General features: G+C 41.8%; 16 protein-coding genes. 5 read left to right on the top strand and 11 right to left on the bottom strand.

Annotated features, from left to right (window positions below):
• The first annotated feature begins 1 nt into the window (after window position 1).
• On the top strand, window positions 2–2,482 hold the full coding sequence (locus tag FIU21_RS03950) for a bifunctional UDP-N-acetylmuramoyl-tripeptide:D-alanyl-D-alanine ligase/alanine racemase (protein ID WP_004360582.1): 2,481 nt from the start codon (window positions 2–4) through the stop codon (window positions 2,480–2,482).
• Between the two features lie 343 nt (window positions 2,483–2,825).
• On the opposite strand, the gene FIU21_RS03945 is transcribed toward FIU21_RS03950, so the two are convergent.
• On the bottom strand, window positions 2,826–3,020 hold the full coding sequence (locus FIU21_RS03945) for a hypothetical protein (RefSeq protein WP_155812507.1): 195 nt from the start codon (window positions 3,018–3,020) through the stop codon (window positions 2,826–2,828).
• Between the two features lie 720 nt (window positions 3,021–3,740).
• Between FIU21_RS03945 and FIU21_RS03940 the strand changes: the two genes are divergently transcribed.
• Complete coding sequence (locus FIU21_RS03940; RefSeq protein WP_004360581.1) at window positions 3,741–4,304, top strand: pilus assembly protein N-terminal domain-containing protein; 564 nt, start codon at window positions 3,741–3,743, stop codon at window positions 4,302–4,304.
• A 353-nt stretch (window positions 4,305–4,657) separates the two neighbouring features.
• On the opposite strand, the gene FIU21_RS03935 is transcribed toward FIU21_RS03940, so the two are convergent.
• Together FIU21_RS03935 and FIU21_RS03930 are read right to left on the bottom strand one after the other, a co-directional pair.
• Window positions 4,658–5,638 carry a glycosyltransferase family 2 protein gene (locus FIU21_RS03935; RefSeq protein ID WP_004360580.1) on the bottom strand — a complete coding sequence of 327 codons (981 nt, stop codon included), beginning with the start codon at window positions 5,636–5,638 and terminating at the stop codon, window positions 4,658–4,660.
• Complete coding sequence (locus tag FIU21_RS03930; protein WP_004360578.1) at window positions 5,625–7,130, bottom strand: oligosaccharide flippase family protein; 1,506 nt, start codon at window positions 7,128–7,130, stop codon at window positions 5,625–5,627. The genes FIU21_RS03935 and FIU21_RS03930 overlap by 14 nt, the downstream gene beginning before the upstream one ends.
• A gap of 57 nt (window positions 7,131–7,187) precedes the next feature.
• On the opposite strand from FIU21_RS03930, the gene FIU21_RS03925 reads away from it, so the two are divergent.
• From FIU21_RS03925 to FIU21_RS03915, 3 genes are all read left to right on the top strand, one after another.
• Window positions 7,188–8,084, top strand: coding sequence for a glycosyltransferase family 2 protein (locus FIU21_RS03925; protein WP_004360576.1), 897 nt, complete (start codon window positions 7,188–7,190; stop codon window positions 8,082–8,084).
• Window positions 8,033–9,019, top strand: coding sequence for a glycosyltransferase family 2 protein (locus FIU21_RS03920; RefSeq protein WP_081445987.1), 987 nt, complete (start codon window positions 8,033–8,035; stop codon window positions 9,017–9,019). The genes FIU21_RS03925 and FIU21_RS03920 overlap by 52 nt, the downstream gene beginning before the upstream one ends.
• A gap of 790 nt (window positions 9,020–9,809) precedes the next feature.
• Window positions 9,810–10,904: a glycosyltransferase family protein gene (locus tag FIU21_RS03915; protein WP_004360572.1), complete on the top strand. Its 1,095-nt coding sequence runs from the start codon at window positions 9,810–9,812 to the stop codon at window positions 10,902–10,904.
• Between the two features lie 609 nt (window positions 10,905–11,513).
• Here FIU21_RS03915 and FIU21_RS03910 read toward each other — a convergent pair.
• The 8 genes from FIU21_RS03910 to FIU21_RS03875 form a co-directional block, all read right to left on the bottom strand.
• The gene (locus FIU21_RS03910) at window positions 11,514–13,754 is read right to left on the bottom strand and encodes a hypothetical protein (protein ID WP_004360570.1); all 2,241 of its coding nucleotides are present in this window, start codon (window positions 13,752–13,754) and stop codon (window positions 11,514–11,516) included.
• A gap of 42 nt (window positions 13,755–13,796) precedes the next feature.
• Complete coding sequence (locus FIU21_RS03905) at window positions 13,797–14,024, bottom strand: hypothetical protein (protein WP_004360569.1); 228 nt, start codon at window positions 14,022–14,024, stop codon at window positions 13,797–13,799.
• Between the two features lie 1,048 nt (window positions 14,025–15,072).
• Window positions 15,073–16,593 (bottom strand): glycoside hydrolase family 10-like protein, encoded by a 1,521-nt coding sequence (locus FIU21_RS03900; protein ID WP_036886467.1) that lies wholly within the window; start codon window positions 16,591–16,593, stop codon window positions 15,073–15,075.
• A 263-nt stretch (window positions 16,594–16,856) separates the two neighbouring features.
• Window positions 16,857–17,279, bottom strand: a complete 423-nt coding sequence (locus tag FIU21_RS03895) for a hypothetical protein (RefSeq protein ID WP_036886464.1) — start codon at window positions 17,277–17,279, stop codon at window positions 16,857–16,859.
• A 16-nt stretch (window positions 17,280–17,295) separates the two neighbouring features.
• Window positions 17,296–17,691, bottom strand: a complete 396-nt coding sequence (locus FIU21_RS03890) for a hypothetical protein (protein ID WP_004360563.1) — start codon at window positions 17,689–17,691, stop codon at window positions 17,296–17,298.
• A 67-nt stretch (window positions 17,692–17,758) separates the two neighbouring features.
• Window positions 17,759–18,307 carry an RNA polymerase sigma factor gene (locus FIU21_RS03885; protein WP_004360561.1) on the bottom strand — a complete coding sequence of 183 codons (549 nt, stop codon included), beginning with the start codon at window positions 18,305–18,307 and terminating at the stop codon, window positions 17,759–17,761.
• 45 nt (window positions 18,308–18,352) lie between these two features.
• Window positions 18,353–18,664 (bottom strand): T9SS type A sorting domain-containing protein, encoded by a 312-nt coding sequence (locus FIU21_RS03880; RefSeq protein ID WP_004360559.1) that lies wholly within the window; start codon window positions 18,662–18,664, stop codon window positions 18,353–18,355.
• Window positions 18,665–19,334: 670 nt separating this feature from the next.
• The gene (locus tag FIU21_RS03875) at window positions 19,335–19,847 is read right to left on the bottom strand and encodes a HutD family protein (RefSeq protein ID WP_004360557.1); all 513 of its coding nucleotides are present in this window, start codon (window positions 19,845–19,847) and stop codon (window positions 19,335–19,337) included.
• Window positions 19,848–19,870 lie beyond the last annotated feature (23 nt).

The following is a 19,870-nucleotide window of genomic DNA, read 5'->3' as shown; positions in this document are numbered from 1 at the left end:
AATGAATTATACTATTGAGAAAGTAACGACGCTCATTGGCGCACGCCGTTATGGTGATAAGGATGCAAATATAAGCTTTGTACTTACCGACAGCCGCTCTCTGTGTTTCCCTGAAGAAACATTGTTTTTTGCGCTCAAAACTGAGCGTAACGACGGACATAATTACATCCCAGAACTCTATGCAAGGGGTGTAAGAAACTTTGTCGTGGAGGTAGTGCCTGAGGATTGGGCAACTCGTTATCCTGATTCTAACTTCTTGAAGGTGGTTGGTTCGCTGGAAGCTTTGCAGCGACTGGCTGAACGTCATCGCGATGAATACTTGATTCCGATAGTCGGCATCACGGGTTCAAATGGTAAGACGATGGTCAAGGAGTGGCTTTATCAGTTGCTTTCTCCGCAGATGGTGGTCACACGTTCACCTCGTAGCTATAATTCACAGATAGGTGTTCCACTGTCAGTACTGCTCTTAAACGAGAATACACAGGTCGGAGTGTTTGAAGCGGGTATCAGTCAACCAGGCGAGATGATGGCTTTGCGCGACATTATCCAGCCTACTATCGGTGTCTTCACCACATTAGGTACTGCCCATCAAGAGAACTTCCCTTCCTTAGAAGCTAAGTGCCACGAGAAGATAAAACTCTTCCACGACACCGAGGCAATCGTCTATTCTGCCGATAATGAGGTGATGGCACAGTGTTTAAGCCAGTATGATTATAAGGGTCAGAAGCTCGATTGGTCTGTAAAGAATACGGAGGCAGCCTTCTATATCAAAGCTATCGAGAAGAAAGACATTGAAACAACCGTTTCATATGTATGGAAAGGACAGACGGAAGGACAATATAAACTACCTTTCATTGACGATGCCAGCGTTAAGAATTCTATCACCTGCGCAGTCGTTTCACTCCATTTAGGACTCACCCCTGCTACTATCAGCGAGCGAATGGCACAGTTAGAGCCAGTCGCTATGCGCTTGGAGGTAAAGGAGGGACAGCATGGCTGTACGCTTATCAACGATTCTTATAACTCTGATTTCAACTCACTCGATATTGCACTCGACTTCATGAACCGTCGTCCTGACCATAAGGGACGTCGTCGCACATTGATTCTGAGCGATATCTTACAGAGTGGTGACACAGATAAAGACCTATATAATAAGGTGGCTTTCCTCTGCGAGAAGCGTGGTGTTGAGAAGTTTATCGGTATTGGTGAAGGGCTCTTGGCACAGCGTTCTGCCTTTAAGCATTTGGGCGAAAAGCATTTCTTTGCTACCGTCAACTCCTTTATCCACAGCGATGTCTTCGCTAACTTGCACGATGAGGTAATCTTATTGAAGGGCGCACGACAGTTTGGTTTCGACCGACTGACAGAACTCTTGGTGAAGAAGGTGCATGAAACGGTGTTGGAGGTAAACCTCAATGCCGTTGTTGACAACCTCAATTGGTATCGCTCTTTCCTCAAACCTGAGACGAAATTGGTTTGTATGATTAAGGCTGATGCCTATGGAGCTGGTGCCGTAGAGATAGCAAAGACCTTACAGGATCATCGTGTTGACTACCTCGCTGTGGCTGTTGCCGACGAGGGTGTGACGCTCCGTAAGAACGGTATCACAAGCAATATCATGATTATGAACCCAGAGATGACTTCCTTTAAGACGCTCTTCGACTACGACCTTGAGCCAGAGGTGTATAGCTTCCGACTCATGGACGCACTCGTGAAGGCTGCACAGAAGGAGGGTATCACGGGCTTCCCTGTTCATATTAAGCTTGATACGGGTATGCATCGATTAGGCTTTGACCCACAGAAGGATATGGACGAACTAATTAAGCGACTGAAAAAACAGAACGCTATCATCCCTCGTTCGGTCTTCTCTCACTTCGTTGGCTCTGACGCTGACAACTTCGACGAGTTCTCTGCTCATCAGTTTGCGCTCTTCGATGAGGGTAGCAAGAAGCTTCAAGCTGCTTTCAGCCATAAGATTATCCGCCACATGGACAACTCTTCGGGCATCGAACACTTCCCTGAACGTCAGATGGATATGTGTCGATTGGGCTTAGGCTTGTATGGTATCAACCCACGAACGAACAAGACAATCAACAATATCTCTACGTTGAAGACTACCATCCTGCAGCTGCGTAACGTACCAGCTGGTGACACGGTAGGCTATTCTCGCAAGGGAACAATCGACCATGACAGTGTGATTGCAGCAATTCCAATCGGCTACGCTGACGGCTTAAACCGCCATTTGGGCAACCGCCACTGCTACTGTTTGGTAAATGGGCAGAAGGCAGAGTACGTCGGCAACATCTGTATGGACGTAGCGATGATTGACGTTACTGGCATCGATTGTAAGGAAGGCGACAGTGTTGAAATCTTCGGCGACCACCTTCCTGTCACCGTTCTCAGCGATACGCTTGACACCATTCCATACGAGGTGCTGACGACTATCAGCAATCGTGTGAAGAGAGTTTACTTCCAGGATTAGATGAGTTAAGTTGACAAGTTGACGAGTTGACGAGGAAACAAGTTGGTAGTAGACAAGTAAACGAGTTAACAGTAGACAAGTAAACGAGTAGTAGACGAGTTATGTGTACTACTGTGTACATTTATGGGGCTTTAGGAATTTAGAATGATAGGGATATCACCTAAGATAAGAACTTAACCCCATATATCACACGGAGAAGCGGAGATAACGGAGGATTATTAAACAAAACAATAAATATCACGGAGGTGTCGACGACACAAAGAGCAACAGAGGTAGTTTGCGGCTTTTATGAGAGGCGTTATATCTAAAACATTAATCTCAAAAGTTATTAGAAATCTGTACGCTACACCTCTGCCACTCTTTGTGACTTCGGCACCTCCGTTGCATGGGCTTTACTCCGTCTCCTCCGTCCCTCTGTGTGCCATATGATGTAAGAACTTTCGTTCATCAGCCCAAATCTCAGAAGAACAAACTTCATGTCCCCCTTTCCCTCTACCTCATCTGCCATCGTATAATCCGATGAATTATCCTTTACCACATAGTCTTTATTGTAAAGAAAATTCTAATCTTAAATTTTAAAAGGGCGTAAGTGGCACTCGAATTAACGCCCTTTTGGCTTCCAAAAGGTGCCCTTTAAGACCCTTACTAATGCTCTTTTGAACCCTTAATAAGCACCTTCTACTTTCGCGTTTTATAACCTCCTGATTTCCTGTTAGTTGCAAACCTGCTCACAATACGTGTTTTTTACCCTTATTTCAGGGATTTTATTGAAGAAAACGTCAAGGTTTTTGACACTGATAAAAGCGATAATTATGAATTATAAAAGTCACACTGGGAAAGCAAAATAAATGGAGGTTAGAACAAAGCGGAGACTTCATTAGCGCAAAGAGAAAAGGATATACTCCATATATATGATAAGAGGAGGCAAGGCAAGTAACAGATAGATTGTAGCGAGTTAACGTTGTAAAAATCAGAAATTGTTATATCCAATTGTCTCTAACAAGGGAGGATTATACCTAATTAAAATGGGGTATAGTATGCCCCAAAAGGCTTTACAACACTGTCTTTTCCCAAAGATTTACACCAGTGAAGTTTATAAAAGAGGGAGTAGATTATGTAGCAATTTTTGCTAAACAAACACTTTTAACAAAACTTTATTCTTATGCGAGGCAAGATATTTAGAAAGTTGCTTTTATATAAGCGAAATCAATTCGATAAAAAGATTATTTTCAACTTATATAAACCAAAAACTAAAACAATGGAAATGAAAAGTATTTTCAAAACAATGGTGATGGCAGCTCTCTGCCTTGGTACAGTAACTCTCGCATCTTGCAGTGATGACAATGGTGACAAAAACACTGGTCTGAAGTTCAGTACTACTACAGTTAATGTGGCTCCCAGTGCCTCTGCAAACGTAACTATTGGTAACGGAACCCAACCTTTCACAGTTAAATCTACTGACGAAAAGGTTGCTACCGTTAAGGTTGACAAGAATGTCATGACCGTTACAGGTGTCAAGGAGGGCAAGGCTTCCATTACAGTTACCGACAAGAACAAGCGCTTCGGAACTATCTCTGTCAATGTAATTACTCCACTTGCCTTTGACAAGACAAGCTTAAACATTGCCATTGGCAAGGAGGATGTTGTTAACATCAAAACAGGTCAGGCTCCATACACGGTTAACGTGAAGGATAGTAAGATTGCTACTGCTACCGTTAAGGATGCTAAGATTACCATCAAGGGCGTGAAAGCAGGAACAACAACTGTTAACGTGCTTGATAAGAACAAGCTGGCAGGTACAATAACCGTAACTGTAAAGTAAAGAACTTACTACAGGATAAGGGTATATTGAAATGCAAACTAACAAACTGACAACTTTCTATTTGTAAGTATAAATAAAGTTTCTCATAGATCAATAAAGACCATTTCCTTACTCAAAAACAAGTTTTGAAATAGTCTTTTCCTCCTTAAGCAATCACTGCTTGAGGAGGATTTCTTTTGGTCTATAGGTCAATAACAACATATAACAAGAAAATAAAAAGCTCTTCTAACGGACGGTTTTAGCCATCGATCAACACAAAAAGGAAGGACTGAATATATCATAAATACAAATGTTTACGAAGGAAACAGTATCTATACTACGAAAAATTGCGGAGATCTGTGTAGAGGGTGAGGCTATTTATTCTTCCCTACAATCCCCCTCAACCAAAAGTAAGCCTCCTCCTGCAAACGGAAAAGATGCCACGAACAGCGGAGGGGCATATAACCGAATTTTCTTTTGATTGAAGGGTTTACTTGTTTTAGATTGATAGTTTGCCAAACATGGTGCATGACTGACAAACCATGCTGGCGGTCGGTTAGGGAGAGTTCATGGCGATGAAGGTAATAGAACATGTAAAGACCCACTAAATTGAGCCATCTCACCGTCTCAAAACAACGAAGAGTCTCCTCTGATGCACCCAAAGAAAGGAGCTGACAACGCATACTCTCGTTCGCTAAGAGAAAGTCGAAACGGCGAACACTGATGTTATGTGTTGTGGAAGAAGTGTGCTGTCGATAATAATAAACACCCTCACAAAAAGCTACTTTGCGAGACTTTAGATAATGAATACGAGTTACATTCTCATCGCTATAGGTCAGAAGTGTGTCGTCATAAGGATAGGTATGGTGGATATCTCCTCTAATTGCATACACACCATGTATCTTCCATGTGAGGCTTTCCTTAAAAGCCTCTGCGCCTGACAACGTGTCGAAATGAGGCATAGGAAAGACCTTTTCCTCTCCATTCGCATAATGATGAACAACCTGAAAGAGTACGGAATCAACCTCATCGGTGAAGGCTTCACATACTTTCTCAAGTGCCGTTGAAGCCAACCAGTCGTCACTGTCCACAAAACAGATATAATCTCCGGAGGCATTGGACAGTGCCATGTTCCGAGCATAGCCTATTCCGTGGTTCTCTTTTAGCGCAAAAACCTTCACACGCTCGTCCTTTTCAGCATACTGATGTAGAATCTCCAAAGACTTATCCGTTGACGCATCATCGACACAAAGAACCTCTATGTCCTTCAAGGTCTGCGACAACAGCGAGTCAAGGCATTGCGGTAGGTAAGCTGCTGTGTTATAAACGGCTACAAGTATACTAATCTTTGGCATGGCGAACAAACTTATTCTTCACTTTAGAGATTAAAGCATTCCATAGTCCCGACTTCGCTTTCATCACACGGAGAGAAACTATCGTACCCACAAGGCATAACAAACTGGCTACGCCCCACCGCATCCACTCGTCATCAGAACGCACACAAAGAAGCACAAGGAGTCCGATTGAGAAATGAAGTGCGGCATAGCGCATCACCGATGAGGACAGACGATAACCATAACGAGCGTAAGCATAGCCATAGACACAGACAAGATTGAGCAGACCAGCTCCTGCTATGCCCATTCCTGCACCGAAGAGTCCCCACTTCCAAAAGCCAAGTAGTACGAGTGCAACAAGGAAGATGTCATACAATCCCTCTAAAAGTAGATAGGATTTTGAGTCGCCTTTTGCCAAAGGAATATACTCAACAGGGAGCCGAATAGCACGGATATACATCGCCAACACCAACACTTGCGCCATGCTGAGGGCTGGAAGGAACTTATCGGAATAAAGGAAAAGAATCAACTGGGGCAGGAATAAGAGGAAGAAAGTAAGCAAAGGAGAGATGAGAAGGAGTGTCACTTCTATCTGTCGGTTGACAATCTGATTAAAAGTAAACTTCAAGTTGTTTGCCCCAGAAAGGCGTGGAAAGTAGTCAGTTTCCATTGCTGAGAAGATCATACCAGCATAAACCATCGTCATCATGAAGGCAGAATTATAGAAACCGACGGTTGCTATATCCGAAACATTATTGAGATAGCTGCGTATAATCAGGTCGGCACCAGAGCCCAAGATGCCTGCAAAGACAAAGGCTGTACCCAAACGAATCATACCCCAACCCTTGTCTAAGAACGTTTTTTGGAAGGAAACGCGGAAAGGATAGAGCCGACGAGAAACCATTATTGTCAATAATAGTTGCACCAATGCCATCAATACCAACGAAGGAACAATGGCTGCATTACCGAAGAAATAATAAAGTGGAACGGTTAAGACTAAGGCACCTAACACGTTATACACCGATATAGCAGCTAAGGCACGCAGTTTACGAACTCCCTTAAGGATAGCAAGCTCGCCTCCAGCTAAGGCAGTCAATGCCACACAAGGAGAAAGAAGGATGAAATGAAGCGTATGTCCGTCCCACGCAAAGGTGTAACGGCTAAGCAACGGACTCAGGAAAATGCAGATAAAGAATCCCAACAAGGCAGCAAGCAGGCTCCATGAACGCACAAGGGCTATATCTTCCGTCAGCTTCTCCTCATCGTTCTGGTCGTAATCTTCTGATATATTGCGCACAGCACTCATAGATATTCCAAAGTTCGTAGAGTCACTGATGAGCTTGGTTGTGGAATTAAAAAGCGAGATAAGTCCTACTCCCTGCGGTCCGAGCAACATAGCAACAAACTTGTTGCGAACGATACCAATCAGCACATTCAGCACCTGTACACCACCAAAGAGGCTGATGTACTTCAAGATATGCAAATAGCTGTCAGTATTAGAGGCTTTTTTCATCACATTAACTAACGGATTTAAAAGTTTTTTATTATTTTTGCATCAAACAATTATTACATGAGACTGTCTATCATCATCCCCATCTATAACGTTGAAGACACACTCCAGAGATGTTTGGAGAGTGTGTTAACGCAGATGGATGAGAGGATAGAGGTCATTCTCATTGATGATGGGTCGACGGATTCCTCTGGGAAGATAGCCGAAGAGATGACCGCTAACAAGGGGAATTGTAGGCTCATTCACCAAAAAAACAAGGGTCTTTCGGCAGCAAGAAACGCAGGAATAGAAGTGGCAACGGGAGATTATCTCACCTTTGTCGACTCTGATGACTTCGTTGCTGAGGGTACATACGATGCGCTGTTGGCTGTGTTGGCAGCACATCCTGACTATGATATCCTTGAATATCCTGCTATGTTGTATTACGGAAGTGCGACGAGGCAACGACTGCTGACCTTTACGGACACAACAATCGGTTCTATTCGTGACTATTGGTTGGGCGGAGCTTACCTCCACACCTACGCTTGTAATAAGCTTTTCCGTCGTGAACTCTTTGCGCAGACGCGCTTTCCAGAGGGCAAAGTGTTTGAGGATGTCTACACTTATCCTTACTTATTGCAGCAGGCAAAGGTAGTAGCAACTACTGCCGCGGGCTTGTATTACTATTGTCAGAACGACAAGGGCATCACCGCTCAGGCAGGAGGAAAGGAATTGAACGACCTCTTGGAAGCGCATCTTAAGCACCTCAAGCTGTGGGGCGAACTGACACCTGCTTACTATCAGGCATTGGTTAACATTCAAATGGATGTCTACGAGGCTACTCATGCTGCCCCTATCCTACCCGTTCTGCCCTATAAAGGAACCTTGAAACTCTTTATTCTCCACTTAATCGGATTAAAACGCTTATGTCAACTCAACCAGTTTATTCACAGAATAAGAAAGATAAGCCACTCGTAAGCTTCATCGTGACTTACTATAGCGAGCCTGTTGATATGCTAAAGGAGTGTATCAGCAGCATTTTGGCATTGAGTCTGAACGAGACAGAACGCCAGATTATCGTCGTGGATGACGGTGCGGACTATTCGCCTATCAACGAATTGCTTGCTCTTTCATCGAACATTGTCTACGTTAGGCAGCCTAACCGAGGATTGGGACAAGCACGGAACACAGGAATTGAACTGGCTGAAGGAAGTTTTATTCAGTTTGTTGATGGTGACGATTTGTTGCTGACAAGTGCCTATGAGCAGTGTTTAGATATCATCAGATACCGCGAAACGGATATGGTTTTATTCCAGTCAACTGACAAGAAAACCTCAAAACCGCTTGCTGATGCTGAGGGTCCGATAAGTGGAACGGAGTATATGACGCACAATAACCTGCGGGGCAGTGTCTGTACAGCTCTTTTCCGCAAAGAGATTCTACACGATCTTCGTTTCCCTAAAGGCATACTTCACGAGGATGAAGAGTTTACGCCACAACTCATGTTACGTGCTGAGAACCTTTATTTTACCAATAACAAGGCGTATTACTATCGTAAACGTGAGGGGTCTATCATGCACAAACGTGACAAGCGTTGGCACATCCGCCGCCTTTCTGACGCTGAGCAGGTACTTTATCGGTTGAAAGAGCGAGTCGACTATCTCCCTGTTAAAGAGCGTATTGCAATGGAACGACGCATCGCCCAACTGACAATGGACCATATTTACAACGTGATAACGATGACACATAACGAGACGCATCTCGACCATGTGCTACAACGTCTGTCCCGACATGGGCTTTTCCCGCTACCCGACAAGGACTATACAAGTAAGTATAAGTGGTTCAGAAGAATGACAAACAGCAGTTTCGGGCGCAAGACATTGATAATGCTGTTAAGGCTAAACAAGGGATAAAACGCAAATAGATACGGTATCTATCTGTCGTCTACGAATAGCTCATCCCCTTATCAACTGATTCTTGTAAACTATTTTCACATAGTTCAAGACCAATACATGCTCTTTTGGCTTCTAAAAGACGGCTAATTGACTTCGAAAAGATGCCCTTTAAGCCTCTTACTAACGCCCTTTTGAAGTCCTATTAAGCACCTTTTGGGAATCACCTTTGCAACTACTTGATAGCAAAATACTTACAAGGGTGTTGAAACGGCTTGTTTTTAGTCTTTTCCTCCGCCTTTTCATCGAACATTTTGTCAACATATTTCTTTGTCTTTTGGCGCTAAATCTCACACGGAGACACGGAGTTTACGGAGCCTTTTAATGACACGGAGGCACCGTCGGTGCAGGGAGCAACGGAGAAAACAACCCATAAAACTTGTGTAAACGTAATTTATAAGTTACCTTTGCCATGAACAATAGAGAAGTAAAACCTATAAAGATTATTCTGAGGACTTCTTCAAACTATAAAGAAATGAAGAATATCAAAGGCTGTAATTCGTTATTCAGAATTCATAATTATTCGAACGAAGTTCTCATCAGTACGTCATAATTATGATTACCGCAATAGCTGGCAATATGCAACCCCTAACTCAGAGTTCTCAATGGATAATTATGATAACTTTCAGAGATAAATGATTAATTCATATTTATGACTACCCAGCCTATCATACAATAATAGCAAACTCGGTAATCATAATTATGAATTATGAATTATGAATTATGAATTGTACGAAGTGAATTATAAATTATGAAAGTCCTACTATTAGGTGAATATAGCAACGTACATAACACGCTGGCACGAGGCTTGCGTGAACTTGGACATACCGTAACAGTGGTGTCGAATGGGGATTTTTGGAAGAATTACCCACGTGATATTGATGTTTCCAGACGGTCGGGAAGGTTAGGTGGTATGCTTTTAATGGCTAAAATCTATACCCTACTGCCCCGTCTGCGAGGCTATGACATCGTACAGTTTATCAATCCTGTATTCTTTGAACTGAAGGCGCAACGGCTCTTTCCACTCTTTCATTATCTGAAAAAGCATAACAAAAAAGTTGTGCTCTGTGGCTTTGGCATGGATTATTATTGGGTAAACACGTGCTCAACAACGATGCCACTGCGTTACAGCGACTTCAATATCGGTAAGGAACTGCGCCAAAATAAGGAGGCGATAGTCGAGAGAGAGGATTGGATTGATACGGAAAAAGGTCGTCTGAACCAGCTGATGGCTGAACAATGCGACGCTATCGTGACAGGACTCTACGAGTATTGGTGCTGTTACGAGCCGTATTTCCCTAAGAAAACAACCTTCATCCCTTTCCCTATCGTTGTCGGTGAACCGCCTATCATAGCCGATGAAACACCCAAGAAGTTGAATCTTTTTATTGGAATTAGTAAGAGTCGGTCGGTATATAAAGGGACTGACATCATGCTGAAAGCCGCAGAAACGGTGAAAAAGCAATATCCCGACCGCCTCAACCTCACTGTTGTTAATGGTCTACCCTTTGACGAATACGTGCGAACGATGCTCGGTTCGGATGCTATCATGGACCAACTCTACAGCTATACGCCCTCGATGAATCCCCTTGAAGCGATGGCACATGGTATTATCTGTATCGGTGGCGGTGAGCCAGAGAACTATGAAATCATCCATGAGCCCACTCTCCGACCTATCATCAATGTCCTCCCGACTTACGAAAGCTGTGTTAGAGAGCTTACTCGCCTCGTCAATAATCTCTCTCTCATTCCACAATTGCGCCGCGATAGCTATGAATATGTACGCAAACATCATGATTATATCAAGGTTGCCCGCCAGTATGAGGCTTTCTATCAGACGTTATAAACTTTCATTCGACTAACGGAACATCTGAAATATATTTACAAAACACACGCGGTTTTATGCCTCATTTTAAGTAAAAAACAGCATTTTCCACCAACCTTGCAACTCATTCTCAATCAGCAAGTTACAGACCAACGCAAGAAAAGGTGCTTAATTAGGCTTCAAAAGAGCGTTACTTAGACCTCAAAAGGGCATCTATTGGAAGCTAAGTGGGCATCTTTTAGAAGCCAAAAGAGCATGTATGGCTTTGAGGTGACGAAATTTATTTACACACATCGGTAAACAAGGGAATAAGTTGTTTGTAGTAGGCAGAAAGACATGGTCATAGATAAACATCATAACTATTTGCCTTTTTAGCACTTCTTATTTTATAGTTTATCCTTTCTGTAAGCCATTTGATACTGGATTATCATACACCTGCAAATATATATCTTATCTCCAATCTACACATTTAACAGAAGAAAGAAATAAAGCAAAATCAGTAAAGACTCTAATAACCGATTGGAGGTTATGTTTATTGGATAGCCATAAAAACAATTTTACCACAGTCCAGCAAAGAGATGCCAAACTGTGGTAAAATATTTATTGATAGTTACTTATGCTTGAAAAGTATTACTTTACAATGTACTTCTTGTTGTTTACAATGTATATACCCTTAGGGAGTCCCTCTAATGAGGTAGCCCCAGCACGAACCACTTGTCCGTTGAGGTTGTAAACGGTACCCATCACCTCATTATTGCTATTCTCTACAACAACGTTGTCAATACCAGTAACCATGTCCTCTTCAATACCATCAATGAAGAATCGAATAGTCTTTGCATACGCCTCAGAACCTGTTGCAATCCAGCAACGGAATCCTTTAACAGGAAGAGCATTCTGCGTAAAGTACCACTTACCATCATTTGAACCTAAAGCATAAGAGTTTGCAGGAACAACGTTACCAGTCTGATTGATAACTGAACCGCAGAACTGCAACTTCTCATCTGCTGTTGTAGATGTCGTAGCACTCTCCTTAATTACTCCATTAGTATAGTTACCCAATGTAGAAGGGTCTGTTTTTAACGATACACTGTTGATAACGTAGTAAGGAGCCTTCACCTTTATCTTCGAGCCATCTTTCAGTTGCTTCTCATATGGATCTTCCTGGTTAAAACCAGTAGGTACTTTCGTTGGCTTTATAAGGTAAAGTTCGTTTGCCTTTATAGCAACATCGTCATCATTGCTAAGGTCAACACTCTTGAATTCAATTCGTGTTTTTACCGTGTTATGCTGCTTAGGATGATGTGAAAGTTTTACATTCTCACCAAAGGCGGTCTTCACCTGACCAGCTGTAAGATTTACAGGGAGCATGACAGAACTCCAAGTATCAGTCTTCATTGTACGCTTCAGAATAAGAGTACCAGAAGTGGAAGGATTAACCTGCAGTTGGATATAGCGAACATTCTCTTGTCCTTCATCCAAAACAAGATCGTTACTACCACAGTACTGTAACTGAACGTTATCCCAACAAGTCCAGTCAAGTTCGTCCGTAGAATTGCTTATTTCTATACCAATATCCAATGTAGAATTATTGTTTGGAACATAGACCAGAACCGTATTGTTATACTTGCCCATTTCAAACTGCATACCAGCATTAACGTATGGACTTATCAAAGGATCTGAACCTGTAGGAAGATTTGCACCATCATAAACCTTTAGCATATCAGCCTTAGTATAGCTGAACTCTTTGTTGAATTTATTCAACTCTGTGCTTACGTTAGAAATAGTGGTATTGGTACCTTGTACCCTTGCAAACAACTTTGAGACCATATTGCTTCCATTACCCCTGTTATAGAAACCATTACAAGTTACTTTATACCAACCTTTCTTTATGGTTTGGACAGACTGGATAATTTTTCCGTTTGCATTAGCATTATTGCCCACATTACGTACATTTGCCGTGGTGTAGCCAGCATACTGTGCCATATAGTAGTTACTTGATATAGCACCATTTCCTACATAGTAAGTGTAATTTGACGAAGATGGATCAAAAATATACTTTATTTCTTGTCCATTCTTCTTTGCGTATGCCGATTTCAAACCATCACTTTCTTTCCAATGTTCTACATAGATATTACCACGCTCAAAGTTCTGATCATAGATAAGGAATGTTGCATCTGAAGGTTCTTCATCTGAGGCATATGTATCTTTAAAGTCATCTTTCAAGTCTTTCTTTGTAACGAACTTCCATTTGCTGTAATTGCCGTCAGGAGTATTACGAGGATATGTTACTTCATACGTTTTTCCTGTTCCTGTATGTGCCATTGAAAGATAGATTTCGCCTCCCATATCTGCACGGGTCTCGTCATTGGTGCAATGGATATAGTAAGTATTACTACCATCGCCTGTTTTCTCTATCTTCCAATTCAAAATACCATTCTTATGCTTGGTATTAGTATAATGATCTGTGAAGTCTACTCCTCGGTCAACGTATACTCGGTTATAGTTGATAAAATTATCGTATCCAGGAGTATCCATCTGACGTCCAAAAGCAATATACTTTCCTTCCGTTGTTTCCAGCGGACCTGTCATTGTATAAACACCTGTCGTCGATGTAGTTTGAACATGAGTTGTCATTCCGACGTTAAAGCCAATCACCACTGTTCCCCAGTAGCTTCCCGTATTTAGATACTTACCCGTACCAACATTATAGAGATAAACCGTACCCATATCATCGGTTTTATTAACTATATTGTTGAGTGGATTACCATTCCATACGTGGTTTGCATTCTGCCCCTGTGCCATTGCACCTATATGGGAAAATAAGCCTAATGAGAACAAGGCTATTGTTTTAAGTGTAAAATGTCTTGCCATATTTACTATTCTTTTTAAATTTACTTCAGTTTAAACTAATAATTAATCTTCCCAAATACTATGACTACTACTCTCCCATGGCGCACTTGGCTTAGCACCAATACCTCCATCAGGATCTCCAGGGATAATACGGTCATTACCCTGACCTTTCTGTTCAGGGATACCATCTCCATCATTATCAATCTGTGATGCGCCGGGTAACTGCATTACCTCATCGGAATTAAAAACCACAATTTCAGCAAGCGGCTTTTCATAAACTTTCTTCTTCATTTTTCTATGTTTATATATTCTTCTAATAAAGTGATTAATCTATACCAACGATTTATTATCAGAATTACAGAGAGTATCTCACGAACTTCTGCATCCATATTTTAAGATGATGAACCAATCAGATAAACTTTATATCGATGATACAACACCTAAACATTTTGCGTAAAACTTTAATCTACTATATATAGTGCGTGTAAAAGTCAGCGCGTGTATCCTAATTATTGCTGTCCGGTAAAAATAAACTGAAAGCTCTGTATCTCTTTATCCATCGGTGTTGCAGCCGTTTTACTTATCCATGGGCTTGGTTTTCAGTTTTAAACTGTAAGCATTATAAAATGTGCTATTTTGACAAGGAAAGCCCTATAATAACCAAATAAATTAATGAAATCATAAGTTTAAGTCTATTTTATCTAACACAGATAACCAAAAAAAAGTTTTATCGGACACCAATATATCCTAATATATTTCCGCTATTTTTCACATTTTTTTGCACTATTCTAAAATAACTTTATATCTTTTGCGGTGCAAAGATAGCATTTTTTTCACTTATAAACAACCGCTTAAGCCTAATTAACTATAATTTAAATAATAAGATGAACAATAATCATAAAAGCATAGACACTTTCAAACAGATAAAGTGTAATATAACTATTGATCAAAATATGTTTATATATTATCAGCAAAAAGTATCTATATCAATTAACCGATTTCATTTTACCGAACGATTCATAAACTTAATTTTCTGTCATTCCTATCACTTATTGTAGGCACTTAACTTGTTATATTACAGCAATATATACGAAATGTTAAAAGTGACAGCACTTAAATAAAACAAATCTTTTAGTATCTGTAATAGTATCTTTCTTATTTGGGAATACCTATCATTTCAAAGGTTGGAAGGACTTTTTATGATTCGCATTTTGTGTACCTATTTCCCCATATTTCCCTACTAAACCATCTCTGGTCTCAAGACTTTTTTATGCATAATTTTGTAAAAACATTGACTCCATGCCACCTTATCTTAAAGGAAGATATAAAAAAGTGAAGCCTAAAGCTTCACTTTTTTCTTTTTTCCATGACTCTCGTTACTCATTCGGTCAAGTGCAGTAACGACATAGACGTATTTTGTACTGCCGTCTTTATAATTAAGACGTAGCTTATTGCCGTAAGGCATTCCCACAATCTTTGAAGGATCATCGAGATTAATTGGCTCACCGGCATAGAAACGATAAACGATATAACGATAAGGAGCATCCTTCCAGCCCTCTCCTCGTGGAGCCTTCCATGTCAGATAATAGTAGCCATCACTCTCCTGTCTTGCCTTCACCTTCTTTGGTTTCGATGGAGCCTCATCGTCAATGAATGGCATCAAAGGCTGCAAAGCTGGATAACGCCAGTAGTTTGTGCGAAGGAGTGTACCATAGTTGCCTGGGTTATCAACAACCGACTTAGCATACCATAACACCGTTCCATTAACGTTCTGACACTGCTGATGCAGACGACGTTTCGCAGGAAGCTGATTTGAGTTAGGATTCTGTGGATCAGCATACTTCACCGTACGAAGTACATCCTCACCAATATACAACGGACGATTGCCTGCATAGCGGTTCCACCATCCGATGAGTTCCTTATAATCAGCTGCACGATTGCCTATCTCCCAGTAAAGCTGTGGCACACAATAGTCTATCCAACCATTGTTCACCCACTTAAGAACGTCGGCATAGAGGTCGTCATAGTTCTGCAAACCATTTGTACGACTACCATTCTTTGGGTCGTTCTTCTGATTTCGATAGATACCAAAAGGAGACACGCCAAACTTCACCCAAGGCTTACGACGATGGATAGACTCACCCAACTGCTTGATGAAAAGGTCTACATTATTACGTCTCCAATCGTTGATATTGGTGAAACCACGTCTGTCACGTTGGAAGTAAGCCTGGTCTGGAATGGTCTGTCCTGCAACAGGATAAGGATAGAAATAGTCATCAATATGCAAGCCATCAATATCATATCGGCTCACGATATCGTCAACGACTGCACAGATATAGTTGCGATTCTCTGGTAGAGCAGGATTGAGGATGTAAAGTCCATCGTATGAGAAAACACGATTTGGGTTGGTTACTGCTACATGATTCGTTGCCAACTGTGTGGTATTCTTTGTCTTTGCACGATAAGGATTAATCCACGCATGAAGTTCCATACCACGGTCGTGACACTCTGTGATCATCCATTGCAATGGGTCCCAATAAGGCGAAGGAGGTGTACCCTGACGCCCTGTAAGGAACTTACTCCATGGCTCATACTTACTTGGATAGAGCGCATCACACTCTGCACGCACCTGAAAGATGATAGCATTCACACCATCTCGCTGCAGTTCGTCTAACTGATAACGCAACGTACGCTGCATCTCCTCTGTACCAATACCTTGGAACTGTCCGTTCACACACTGAATCCACGCACCGCGGAACTCTCGTTTCTTAGCTGGGACTTGTCCATACACGACATTACCCGCTCCAATGAAAAGCACTGCGGCAATCAATAATCTCAATAGAGAATGAAGTTGTTTCATTATTATAATTTAGTTATATGCAAACCAACAAAAGCGGCCCCTCCCCCTTCCCCTCCCCCATAGGGAGGGGAGTAGTATGCGTGATACCCCTTGTAGGTTTGGGAATGACTGTTAAGCTTTCCCAAGCTAATTAATTAGAATCAGGATTTTCATCATTTCCCAAGCAAATTAGTTAGGCTTAAGCTTTTAATTATTCCCCAAGCAAACCGTTTCCAGCACTCCCCCTCTCCCTTCGGAGAGGGGGTTGGGGGGTGAGGCTTTTATCACCTCCTCCCTGCCATCTTCCTAAACATCTGGCGGTGGAAGCGGCGTTCAGCCTCTAACACGCGCAGCAACTTTGTGGCAGGAAGCACCTTTAGCATTTCCTTATGATAACGCTGTTCTATCTGTTTTAATTGTATTTCATAGGCGTCAGCCTGTTCAATCGTCTTAATTGCCTCGCGTTCTGACGACGGCTTTGCACTATAAATAGCACGTAACTTATCGAAATAGCCACGCTGTTTACTTCGCATCTCATCAAAGACAGGGAAGAGTCGTGCTGCCTCTTGCCCACTCAGTCCTGCCTCTTTAGTAATGAAGTTATGCGACTCTGCCTTGATTCTGTTAAAATCAAACTTCCCCTGTGCATGCAGCAAAGACACACTGAAGAAGATACAGAGCAACAAGATTATTCTTTTGTGTTTCATACTTCCTTCTCCTCTATTATTCTTCACTTGTCAGATAAGCATACATATCCGACTCGTCTATCATGAAGTAATCGGCTGCCTGATCGAAATCATCTTCTGATGAAGCCGATGCCTCGTGCACTCCCTGCGCCAAATGACTGCTTGGCAAAGCATGTTTCCCTTGCCCACCATCAAACTCATAATAAGCAAGGAAGCCTACCAACACAACCCCGATTGTCATCGCTGCTGCTGCCAATGGGCGGAGATAATGCACCATCGCACGACGTGGTTTTACTTCCACCACCGCCTCTTTCTGCTCTTCAGTTGGTATCTGAGCCATCACACGGGAAGACAATTCAGAGAAGTAATTCTCTGGAACTGTGAAAGGCCGTTGCGTGCCGTATTCCTTTTGTAAGTGATTCGTTGATTCCATAAAGTTTTTTCTTTGATATAACTTAGACTGCAGAAAGGCTGAATGGTTTAATTATCAAGGTAAAATATTATTCATACCGCTTCACGTAGTCAGTAATCTTCTGTACAGCAATATGATAAGAGGCTTTCAGCGAACCCTCGCTTGTACCTAATATCTCGCTTATCTCGGAGTATTTCATCTCGTCATAATAACGAAGTGTGAACACCGTGCGCTGCACATCGGGCAAGGTTGCAATGGCTTCCTGCAACATTGCCTGACTCTTATCGCCATCGAAGTAGTCGTCTGCTAATAAGCGATTGGCTACAGAGAGGTCGGCATCAGCACTGGAGAGTGCTGCTGTCTTTTGATGACGAAGGAAATCGAGCGACTCGTTGATAGCTATGCGATAGAGCCAAGTGGACAATTTAGCTTTCCCTTGAAAGGTCGGAAGACTCTTCCATGCTTTGAGAAACGTGTTTTGCAATACGTCGTCAGTATCCTCATGTGTAAGGACTATACTACGAATCTTCCAATACAGCGATTGGCTGTACTGGTCAACAATCATGGGGAAAACCTTCTGTCTTCCTTCGGGACTCGCCAACTGGCGAATCACTTCAGCTTCATCGAGGGGAGTCACTACTCTTCAAGAAAAGGTTTTGATTGTCAAGTGCTTAACAGCCCCTTAACGAATTGATACCTTGCGAACTACATTACCCACCTTGACGATGTAGCATCCCTTCGGGAGGTTGAGCGTATAGTGCTTATCGTCACCGTCAACCTTCACGCTCATCACGCGTACACCCGTCACATTATAGATTGCCAACTGTTCGTTCTCAGCACCAACCACATGCAACACGTTACCAACAACCGAGATTGAAATAGTCTGAACGTCTAAGTCAATCAAATCAATCGCTGCACGTGCCTGCACCGGAGCGGTGAAGCCTACAGAGAGCAGTAATGTGAAAAGAAAAGGAGTAAATATATTTTTTATCATAGACTATGCTTTTATGTTAGCTACAAAGATAACAAATTTAGGAATACATCTACTTATTTTATTGCATTAGTCTATTAAGATTTAATATAAATTAATACTATAATTCATAATTCACAATTCAGAATTCATAATCCATAATTATGATTACCGATGTTAACTGTGGTTTATTGCTGCAAATAACTTGTCAACTCATAAACCAGTCCACTCGTCAACTCCCAATAAAGCACTACGAATTTCGCTAATTACGCGAATCCTTATTACTAAATAATTCGTGTCATTCGAGAAATTCGTAGTTCATATCATAAAGTTCAATGTTCAAACCTCAAAGTTCAAAGGATAAAAGGTTCAAATCTCAAAGTACAAAGGATAAAAATTCGTAGTCCATGTTTGAATTTCTTTTACTTTTTGGTTTAGTAGAGCGTGGGAAATAGGGTTAAAATATCATGGTTTCAGTACCTTCGTAAGTTTTTTGTTATCAGACAGTTGTGGATGTATAGTTCAAAAGGTGCTTAATAAGGGTCTAAAAGGGCGTTAGTAAGAGGCTTAAAGGGCATCTTTTGCAAGCCAAAAGAGCCTTAATTCAATCGCTATTAAGCGTCTTTATTTTTTGAAGTAGGAATTTATATTTACAAAACGGATGGTCAGAACAAACAATGCTGACCATCCGTTATTACATAAATCGAGCAATGACGGCTTTCCCTTTTAGGCTGAAAGGCTCGTCAAGGAGTGCCGTATCGTGTTTGCGAACAGTCTTCCCTTCGATGCAACAATCTTCGAGGGCAAAAACAATCGTTCGACGATTGTCCGTGAACGCTATATCCTCCATTATCCCCACTTCGACACGAATGCCATGTCGCACGATGATATTAAAGTCTACAGCCCCCTGCGTATTCTCCGAACTAACTTTCTCGTCACCCTCAAACTCATACAAAGCAGTGTGCGACAAAGCGATACGTCGTCCCTCTTTGATCAGCGTTATCTCTCCTTCCAAGGGCAGTATATAACGCGTGAAGCCCGAAAAATCAGAGAAATCGCTCTGTACATCATCGATAATAGCCGACGAGATACGCACATCAAATTGCCGTGCTGACAAGTCGCCATCAGCAGGTGAAATAAAAATCTGACGTGTAACACCACCTTTCCATGTGGTAGTCTTGTAGGATGATTGTGGGAGTGTGGTCATAATAATAAAAAGAAAAAAAAACC

This window comes from Prevotella melaninogenica (assembly GCF_013267595.1).
In the GTDB taxonomy this organism is placed as follows: Bacteria; Bacteroidota; Bacteroidia; order Bacteroidales; family Bacteroidaceae; genus Prevotella; species Prevotella melaninogenica_D.
The sequence above is the reverse complement of the archived record's forward strand: the minus strand, read 5'-3'. Positions and strand labels throughout refer to the sequence as shown.